Raw genomic sequence first — 9,256 nt, forward strand, 5'->3', positions numbered from 1 at the left:
AATTAACTATCGTCGATACTGTGCAAACTTAAAAAATCGCCGCTCAATTAGATAGGACATTCCTTTGATCGTCCAAACGATCGCTAAATAAATGAGCGATATGGCAAAGTAAACCTCAAAACTGCGAAAAGTCCGAGAATTGAGAAAATCTCCTGCAAAAGTTAAGTCCTCAGTGGCAATCTGAGACACAACACTCGTAAATAACACTGCCAAAATCACCTGTCCGATCAGGGCCGGATAAATATTCGCCAAGGCAGGCATCAGAATGATGTACCGAAAAACCGATATCTTGTTGAAGCCAAGTGCCATTCCTGCTTCGGTTTGACCTTTGCTAATGCTCTCGACTCCAGACCGCACAATTTCGGTCGAATAAGCACCAAAGTTTAAAGCAAGCGACAAGATTGATGCTTGCTCTGCCGTTAACTTGATGCCCAAATTTGGCATCCCAAAGAAGATGAAAAACAGTTGGATGATATACGGGGTATTCCGAATAACCTCCACGTATGCTAAAGCGATCGCATTTTGAATTTTGCTGTCAGAGGTTCTACAGACTGCTCCAATAATGCCTATGACTAGACCGAATGCGATCGCGATTAATGATATCCTGAAGGTCGTTAATGCACCTGCAAATAGCAAAGCAAGATTATCCCAGACAATTGAGAAATCAAACTGATAGCTCATAAGTATTTGGGTACTGAAACAGTATGAGAGTTTAGAGATAAGACGTAAGCAATTACTAAAGACTGCTCGCAGCGAGCAGAGAATCCTATCTATGAATTTCTAGGAACCCAGCCAAAGTAATTTACTCACCTAACGCCGAACGTTTTAACCTCATAGCCGATCGGATCGGAGATTAGGGGCTTTGCTCCTCTCGGGGTTTTGTACCCGTCAGCCCGAAGGAGAGAGACTTGGGGAGAGGATTTCAGCTATTTAACGTCTCGGTTGAATGATTGCGTACAGTATGCAAGCTTTAATAAATCGCTTCTGTTACGTTCATTACATTCTTAGGTAATCTTACTATTAATGCTCTGATGACACCCTGCGGCGTTATCGTTACCTATAATCTTGACGAGGTTGAGCCTCTCGAATCTATAAAATATTGAGAGCTAACTACTCTGCCGAATTCCAACTTACCGCTTTTTCCTATTCCGCTTCCGCCGGCAAGCGCATCCCAACAAAACAAGCATAGACTTCTGCTTCATACCAGCTAACTCTACAGACAGCCCCCATCGTCTCCCACATCCCAGCATCCCAGTATAGGGGCTTCCAGCCATCTTCAGACCATAAGAAGTTGGGCAGCAGGTGAATGTACGATCGAAAAAAGGTCGATCGACAATTCAATGCGATGAAATGTGGTGATTTGTAGCTAACAACGACAACAAGCAATGGATTTGGTTAGCACTGAAAGTCTTGATTTTATTGCCTCGTGCATAACTGCCGAATGCTATAACTCCCAGCACTTATCGCTTTTCAGCAGCACTTCAAACTCAGCCATTGGCAAAGCTTGACTGAAAAAATAACCTTGAATTTCGTCGCACTCGCGATCGCACAAAAAAGCAAGTTCCGACTGATTTTCTACCCCCTCAGCAATCACAGTCATGTTCATGCAGTGTGCCATTTGAATAATCGCTATTGTAATCGCTGCATTTTGGCGATCGTCTGCAATATCGCGAATAAAACTCTTGTCAATTTTGATCGCATCAAACGGAAAGCGTTTCGGATAACTCAAAGAAGAATAACCAGTGCCAAAATCATCAATTGCGATTTGGATACCCATATCTCTCCACACCGTAAAAGCTTGAACTGCTGCCGTTTCATCTTCCAAAATCAGACTTTCCGTTAATTCTAATTCCAGACATTTAGGATCGAGATTAGTTTCCCTCAATATCTGTCTGACTCTCTCCGTCAAGTTTTTGCGATCGAACTGGCGGGCTGACACGTTGACTGCTACCCGCAGCGGCGGTAAACCCTGTGTTTGCCAAGCTTTAGTTTGCCTGCAAGCAGTCTCTAACACCCATTCGCCCAGCGGTGCAATCAAGCCCATTTCTTCAGCCATTGGAATAAATTCTCCCGGAGAAACTCTGCCTCTTTCTGGATGATTCCAGCGCACCAAAGCTTCAGCACCAATAATTTTTCCTGTTTTAATTTCTATTTGCGGCTCATAGTAAACTTCAAACTCTGAGCGTTTTAAAGCATTTCTCAGATAAGTTTCTTGAGTAAATTTTTTGATAAAATTACTCGCAATTTTTGTCGTATAAAACTGATAATTATTGCCGCCTTTTTGCTGAGAATTGTACATAGCTGTATAAGCATTTTTCAGCAGTTCGTCTACATCGCTGGCGTCGCTTGAAGATAAAGAAATTCCGATACTTGCCGTGACGTACAGTTCCAAGCCTTTGACAATCATAGGTTGGGCTACAATATCTAAAATGTTTTGAGCAATCTTGGCAGCATCCTGTTTTTCGGCAACTGGTTCGAGAACAATTCCAAATTCTGCCGCTTCCAAACGAGCCACAATATTAATTTTCTCCGTGCAGTTACTAAGCCGCTCGGCAAAGGTGCAAAGTACGGAGTCGCCGATATCGTGTCCTAAGTTACTGTTAATTCTGTTAATTTTATCTAAGCTGAGAGTGATAACTGGAATGAGCGCTGGCAATTCTTTTTGCTTGTCTAATATCTGACTTAGCTGCTCTCGCAATAAGGAACGATTTGGCAAATTTGTCAAGCTATCGTACTGATGTCGGTGGAGAGCTAATTGAATAGTTGTGTGCAAGTTTTTTTCCTCAAAGGGTTTGACAATATAGCCGAAGGGTTTCGTCGCATTGACGCGCCACAAAGTGTTTTCGTCAGCATAAGCTGTCAGATAAACTACCGGGATTTGAAAGCGCGATCGAATTTCTGCTGCGGCTGTAATGCCATCGACTTCTCCTTGCAGGTTAACATCCATCAAAACTAAATCCGGCCGGAATTTGGCTACTGATTCAATTGCTTCTTCTCCCGAATAGACCATACCAGTTATTTTGTATCCTAGAGATATTAAACTGTCGGAAATGTCTTCCGCAATGATGCTCTCGTCTTCAACTATCAGAATTTTTTTGGACACTAAATTCTCTCCTAAAAGTGCTATTTTGGTTGGGAAAAAGTGATTTTAAAAGTCGTGCCAGCAGTTTCTAACAGTTCTATTTCCCCCCGGATTTGCTTGACTAAAGACCCGACCAGTCGCAAACCCAACGTTCGGGCTTTTCGATAATCTAATTCTTGAGGAAAACCAATTCCGCTGTCGCTCACGGTTAGCACGCAAAGTCTATTATTTTCTAAAGTGAAATCTATGTTGATTTTACCTTTAATTTGTCCTGTGAAAGCATATTTTAGAGCATTTGTCACAAGCTCGTTGATAATTAATCCGCAAGGAACGACCGTATCAATATTAAGAGAACACGGCTCAAGATTGGTTTGCAACTTAACGCCTTCTGCATGAATTTCATAAGCTTGGAATAAATTGTGGGCGAGATTTTGGATATATTCAGCAAAATCAATGTTTGACAAGTCTTTGGATTGATATAATTGTTCGTGAACCAGGGCCATCGATCTGACTCGGTTTTGACTTTCTTTGAACATTTCACTAACGCGGCTGTCTTGAATGTAGCGAGACTGAAGTTTCAGCAGGCTAGAAATAACTTGGAGGTTGTTTTTGACGCGGTGGTGAATTTCTTGGAAAAGGACTTCTTTTTCGGCGAGGGAGGCTTTGATTTGATCCTCATCCCGTTTGCGATCTGTAATGTCGCGTACTACTGCTTGGAGAAATTTTTGTCCGTTAATTTCCATTGCGTTTAACAGAACTTCTGCGGTAAATTCTGAACCGTCGAGTCGTTTGTGTACCCAGTCAAATCGACAGCTACCTATGAGCATTGCTGCCTTCATTTTCTGTGAAGCTAAACTGGCTGAATCTTGTCCGTTAGGCTGAAATGGCGGGGAAAATTCGCTCGGATGCTTGCCGTAAAATTCTTTTTTGTTGCTACAGCCAAATATTTTTAAAGTGGCGTGGTTGCAGTCAAAAAAATATTGTTCGTCGAGCAGCATTACTGCATCGCTGGTAGCTTCATAAAGGCTGCGAAATTTGTGTTCTGATTCTTGCAGCGAGCAGATCAATTGGTTTTTTAGAGCTTCCGCACGCTTGCGTTCGGTAATGTCTGTCCCTACACAAACTGCTGCGGTTCCCTGAAGATATTTCTGAACTACTATCAAATAATTTCGGACTAACCCGTTAATTTGTATGTCTATTTCTTGGCAGGTTTGCTGAGATGAACTGTCAAAAAATTTGCGGAGCATTTCTTCAAAAGTCGAGCCTTTGTCGAGAAAGTTGATTTCTTGACCGACAAAGCTTTCAGGAGACAGTTTGAACGAGGTTGCTAAGTGCTGGTTGACTCCGATATACCGCAAATCTGAACTGATCCAAGAAATTAGTCCGGGCACGGCATCCAACACGGCGCGAAGTTGGTCTGTAGCTTCTTGGAGTGCTTCTTCCGATCGCAAGCGATCGCTAATATCTGTCGCCGTTCCGCACAAGCCTAAAATAGCGCCGTTTTCAGCTTGGTTGACGATGCTGTTGGCGCGCAGGTGGACGGGAGTACGGTCTTTGCGAATGTGTACTGTTTCGTAAGAAGAATTAGCGGTTTGTGGCTGAATGCTGGTTCTCGCTAAAAATTGCCCAAATATTTCTCTTTGTCTGGGTTTTTCTTGGGTAACTAAACAATCGGTGAAGCGGCGGCCGATCGTTTCTGGCGGTTCGTAACCGTAGATGCGTTTGGCGGCGGAATTGACAAAAGTCAAGAGGCCTTCAATATCGCTCGACAAAATCAATTCTTGGGAGGTTTCTACGAGGTTGCGGTACTTTTTTTCGCTTTCGGCAAGTGCTGCATGGAAGACTGCCGTTTGCTGCTGAAGTCTGTCTTCTAATTCTTGATTTACCGTTTCCAGAGTGGCGATGGACGGCTCGCGCTCGGTAATTTGAGTAGAAACACCCACTGCCCCGACAACTTCGCCGTTTCCATCTCGCAGGGCTGCCGATCGAATTTCGTGAATAAAATGCCCCTCTCGGACATTCCAAGTGCGATCGTTTCCTGCTAGTACCCCGGCAATATTTTCTAAGATATCTGGCTGGCTGCTGTAAACTTCAAAAATCGACAGCCCGACAGTTGCACCTGGTTTGAGTCCCAAATTTTCTAATCCTTTCCCTGCTGCAAGGGTTAACCTGCCGTCTCTGTCTGTTGCCCACAGGAAAATCGGGGCACAACTGACAGCGGCTTGCAGGGTTTCGTTGGCTTGTTTGAGCCGATCGATTTCTGCGTGAAGCCGATCGCGCGTGCTGTTTAATTCTACCGTTAGTCGATCGGCTTTTTGCTGCCAACTGGCAGCAGTGTCGCACATTTCTGCGAGATTGCGGGCACGACAGATGGATTGATTGCAGTGTGACATGGTTACTTTCGGATACCCTGTATATTTAACCCCAGCCTATCTTTTAAGCATAAACTTTTTAAGTAAAGTATTACAGTTAGCTGCGATACTCATCTGAGCAAGATGCGATAGTTGAAAGCTCGTTTAAAGGATTCAGGAATTGCAGCTCAATCAAGCTTTATTGCGACTGTTCAGAAGTTGACAATAAGCTGAATAATCCTGCGAATCGGTACTTTTACTCTAAGTATGCGTAGTAGTGCAAAAATAATTTCCGCAATCCTCGGCTTGCACAAGACATACAATTATAAAGTTATTATATTGGTTTGCGTATATTCACGCACCGAGGAATCGAGAATCGGGAATTTGGAAATATTAAACAGTCCTGGACGCACTCTTGCTCTCATGTCCGGTCAATTACCAGTCATAAAAGGTGTTTGTAGTTAGGAATTCCGTCCGAGCGAGTTTTAGGAGAATAGTCCTGAACGCAGGCTTGCCTTGCTAAACCGGGTTTATACGAAAAAAGCTCGGGTTTAGTGATAAAAAATATAAGAATAATATTCTTTCCGTTTGCATCGGAATAATATTTTTTTAGTCTGGTATTCGCGGGAATTAAATTAATAGCCGTCAATAAAAATGCAACTGTAGGCAATCTCCAAACTCATAGGCAATCATTCTTTCCCAATTCTTGTAATTAAAATCTAAAATCTAAAATCTAAAATGGTATAACTCCCCAAATTTTGACAGTTTTGTCTATACTGCCGCTAATAATAGTTTCACCATCGCTGCTAAAAGTAAGACAAGTAACAGAGTTTTGATGTCCGCTAAGAGTGTGAATATGTTCGCCGGTACTGGCATTCCAAAATTTGATATTACCATCCGCACTAGCACTAACAACAGTGCCTCCGTCGGGACTAAAGGCGATCGCATTTATCGAGTTAAAATGCCCTGCCAAAGTGATTGAACTATCTGGATTCGATAGCTGCCGCAGTTGAATATTTCTGTCCCAGCCGCCAGTAGCCAAAGTCTGCCCGTCTGGGCCCAAAGCCAGACAATTCGCATAACCTTTAATTGTTTGGGAGCATTCTCTGCTGCGGAGGTTCCACAGCTTAATTGTACCGTCAGAACTGCTGCTAGCGAGAGTTTGTGCGATCGGGCTAAAAGCAAGACTAACAATTCCTGCTTTATGAGCTCCCCAAGTTAAATGACTCCCAAAAGTACAGATTAACTTTCCCGTCTCTAAATTCCAAATTTTGATAGTAGTATCGGCCGAACCGCTGGCGATAACTTGACTGTCGGAACTGACGACAATTGCGCTAATTTCCGCTTCATGTCCGAGGCAAGTATGCCGCAATTCTCCTCCCTGCCAAATTTCGATCGCGCGGTGTTTCGGAATATTTCTGAGCCTCACAAAAATTTCGCTTTCTTTGCAAAGGACAAAAGTTTCTTGAGCGCGGGGATACTTGTCAACAGTATAGAGTATTTCTCCTGTATCTAAATCGCAAATTCTAATTATTTTCCCGTGCAAACTCGCCGTGCGAGCTCCTCCGGGACTAATCGCAACATTTGTCCCAGTTTTGACAGTGCGGATGCAGTCAAAAAGCTTGTAAGGGACGAATTCTTTTAAAGCTTGGCTGACTAAAGGTTCTGTCCTCGGTCGCAAAATTAAATAAGCAACTCGCTGCACTTCTGGTGCGGGGTCAAGCAGCGCCTCAATTGCTAAATTTAAACCAGCGCCTCCGTATTTAGGAGCATCTTTAACAGCGGCAATCCGCGACTCGATACTAGGACTGTTGAAGCGCTGCTTGACTCCGGCTATGCCTCCCAAAACAGCGCCGGCGATCGGGATTTGACTTTGGCCGCCGAGGACGGCATCATATTCTCTGGGTTGATTAGAATTGTCGGCAATCATACGATTTTAGATTTTAGATTTTAGATTTTAGATTTTAGAATTGGAGGATTGAAAAAAGCTAAATTACGGATAAATCAGAGGGATTTTTATCGGATACGTTGTCTCCCATTATACTATTTTAGATTTTAGATTTTAGATTTTAGAATTGGAGGATTGAAGAAAGGTAACTCACGGATATATGGGGGAGATTATTATCGGATAAATTTTCTGCTATCATACTATTTTAGATTTTAAACTTGGAGGATTGGAGGATTTAAAAAAGCGAATTCACGGATAAATCGGGGGAATTGTTATCGGATACTATGTTGTTAATTTGTGCACAGATGAATCCGGTGGCTTGTACCCAGGCTGCTTTCGGTGACGCTCAAACCGCGTTGAAGATCGCAACTTTTAAACTTATTGACTGTTGCTGTTTATAGTATTATAATCAAATTAGCGTTTCACACAAAAATCCGAAAGTGATATGTCACACTTCACAACGATCAAGGTTCAGATCAAAAACGGCGAACTGCTACATCAAGTGTTGGAAGAGTTGGGTTATCAAGTAGAGTGTAATGTGCAGGTGCGGGGTTATCGGGGCGACAAAACTACTGCCGAGTACGTGATTCGGCAATCCAACGGTTACGATTTGGGTTTTCGTCGCAGCGGAGAGGATTATGAATTGGTGGCGGATTTTTGGGGCGCTCGAATTAACCAGCAGGAATTTGTCAATTCAATTAGTCAAAAATACGCGCGCAAAAGTTTGATGGCGGCGGTGCAGTCAGAGGGTTTTAATGTTGAAGAAGAGGAAACTTTGGCAGATGGAACGGTGAGAGTTGTAGTGGGTCGATGGGTTTAAGACTCGCGTTTGATTAACTTGTAAGCTATTTGGCATTTAAATTGAAGATGGATCGGGGGCTGTGGAAGCCCGCGCCAGAAAAGTTTAAGTAAACAGTAGCTTAAAAATTAAATGGGCGACAGCTTATTTACATATCAACAGGAGTAATCATGTGGCGATCGTACTAATTATCCTCGCGCTTGTAGTTGGCGTTGTTGGGGCGATCGCCCTTGGAACATACCGCTGGCATCTCGGTACCAAGGAACTGCGAGCAAATCTGGAATCTGCGCGATCGCCGATTAAACCTCTCACATTTGATGCGCGGGAAATCGCCGATTTACCCCAGCCCGTGCAGCGTTACTTTCGCGCGGTGTTCGAGGATGGACAACCGCTAATTGCAACAGCGCGGGTTTCCCACGAAGGCACGTTTAACATGAGCGAAACTGCAGAAAAATGGAGCGCTTTCAACTCAACTCAACTGGTAATTACTCAGCGCCCTGGCTTTGACTGGGACGGGCGAATTGCCATGATGCCCGGTATCAATGCGTTTGTTCGTGATGCCTACATTTCCGGCGAAGGCATCCTCCATGCCGCGCTGCTGGGCCTGGTGACTCTGGCGGATATCCGCGGCACTCCAGAAGCGGCACAAGGGGAACTGATGCGCTTTTTAGCGGAGGCGGCTTGGTATCCGACGAGACTGCTGCCGAGTCAGGGTGTTCGCTGGGAGGCGATCGACAATTCTTCGGCCAGAGCAACTCTACAGGATGGCGACACCGCTGTTTCCCTGGATTTCCGCTTTGATGAAGCAGGGCTAATCGCCAGTATCCGCGCCGAGGCCCGCGCCCGTACAGTTAACGGGGGGCTGGTATTTGCGCCCTGGCACGGCCGTTTCTGGGACTACGAACTGCGAGACGGTATGCGGATTCCGCTCTCCGGTGAGGTGGCGTGGCAACTGCCTGATGGCTCGCTATTGCCCTACTGGCGCGGCCGCATCACGAATAGACCTCTCCAAGAATTGCGAAATCTTTTGTCAGAGCGGATGAGAGCAGTTTTTCATTACTTTTTAATGGCCAGCT

7 protein-coding genes are annotated in these 9,256 nt (G+C 44.3%); 2 read left to right on the forward strand and 5 right to left on the reverse strand.

Going from position 1 to position 9,256, the window contains the following annotated elements; genetic code table 11:
• Nucleotides 1-6: 6 nt before the first annotated feature.
• The 5 genes from QUA56_RS01330 to QUA56_RS01350 all read right to left on the reverse strand — a co-directional run bounded on the left by QUA56_RS01330 (nt 7) and on the right by QUA56_RS01350 (nt 7,363).
• A complete protein-coding gene (locus tag QUA56_RS01330; protein ID WP_333352152.1) occupies nt 7-681 on the reverse strand; it encodes an amino acid ABC transporter permease in 675 nt (224 codons plus the stop codon).
• A gap of 462 nt (nt 682-1,143) precedes the next feature.
• On the reverse strand, nt 1,144-1,341 hold the full coding sequence (locus QUA56_RS36705) for a hypothetical protein (RefSeq protein ID WP_445242863.1): 198 nt from the start codon (nt 1,339-1,341) through the stop codon (nt 1,144-1,146).
• 103 nt (nt 1,342-1,444) lie between these two features.
• On the reverse strand, nt 1,445-3,103 hold the full coding sequence (locus QUA56_RS01340) for an EAL domain-containing protein (RefSeq protein WP_333352155.1): 1,659 nt from the start codon (nt 3,101-3,103) through the stop codon (nt 1,445-1,447).
• Between the two features lie 20 nt (nt 3,104-3,123).
• Nucleotides 3,124-5,475: a PAS domain S-box protein gene (locus QUA56_RS01345; protein ID WP_333352156.1), complete on the reverse strand. Its 2,352-nt coding sequence runs from the start codon at nt 5,473-5,475 to the stop codon at nt 3,124-3,126.
• A gap of 691 nt (nt 5,476-6,166) precedes the next feature.
• A complete protein-coding gene (locus QUA56_RS01350) occupies nt 6,167-7,363 on the reverse strand; it encodes a WD40 repeat domain-containing protein (protein ID WP_333352158.1) in 1,197 nt (398 codons plus the stop codon).
• Between the two features lie 463 nt (nt 7,364-7,826).
• Between QUA56_RS01350 and QUA56_RS01355 the strand changes: the two genes are divergently transcribed.
• Together QUA56_RS01355 and QUA56_RS01360 are read left to right on the forward strand one after the other, a co-directional pair.
• Entirely contained in the window at nt 7,827-8,201 is a 375-nt protein-coding gene (locus QUA56_RS01355; RefSeq protein ID WP_333352160.1) for a DUF1257 domain-containing protein, read from the forward strand.
• A 151-nt stretch (nt 8,202-8,352) separates the two neighbouring features.
• The coding region (locus QUA56_RS01360) for a DUF6920 family protein (RefSeq protein ID WP_333352162.1) at nt 8,353-9,256 on the forward strand (904 nt) is incomplete at its 3' end.

Origin of the sequence: Microcoleus sp. N3A4 (assembly GCF_036701805.1) — a bacterium.
GTDB lineage: Bacteria > Cyanobacteriota > Cyanobacteriia > Cyanobacteriales > Microcoleaceae > Microcoleus.